Here is a 534-nt window from a genome sequence, read left to right as displayed (position 1 = left end):
GCCCAGCGCAAAACCGGGGTGAATGGCAACACCCTGTATGTGGACCTCGACACCATCGGCCGAAAAAGTCTCGTCTTCTATGTGGCCGGCGGTTTCGCCGTCGACCGTGTAGGCAAATTGCGCACCGAGCTTCTGGAGATCCACCTTGTCTACGCCGCGGCCGATTTCCTCGTCAGGCGTGAACAGTAGCTTTATGGTGCCGTGGCGGACTTGCGGATTGGCGACGWGATATTGCGCAGCGGCCACGATCTCGGCGAGTCCGGCCTTGTMATCGGCACCGAGCAAAGTCGTGCCGTCGGAGGTAATGATGTCGTTGCCGATCTGATCCTTGAGGGCAGGGTGCTCGTCGAAACGAATGATACGCTGCGGATCGCCGACAAGCCTGATGTCGCCGCCGGCGTAGTTTCGCACGATCTGTGGCTTGACATTCGTGCCGGTGAAGTCGGTTGCTGTATCCATGTGAGAGCAGAAGCAGATGACCGGAACCGGCCTTTCGACGTTGGAGGGTATCGTCGCATAGACATAGCCATATTC

General features: G+C 58.5%; 1 protein-coding gene. It reads right to left on the bottom strand.

The genetic code is table 11. The features are described 5' to 3' along the window. The coding region (gene pepT / locus QD409_RS35715) for a tripeptide aminopeptidase PepT (protein WP_430765080.1) at positions 1-534 on the bottom strand (534 nt) is incomplete at both ends.

Origin of the sequence: Rhizobium sp. BR 315 (assembly GCF_050577975.1) — a bacterium.
Lineage (GTDB): Bacteria > Pseudomonadota > Alphaproteobacteria > Rhizobiales > Rhizobiaceae > Rhizobium > Rhizobium miluonense.
The sequence above is the reverse complement of the archived record's forward strand: the minus strand, read 5'-3'. Positions and strand labels throughout refer to the sequence as shown.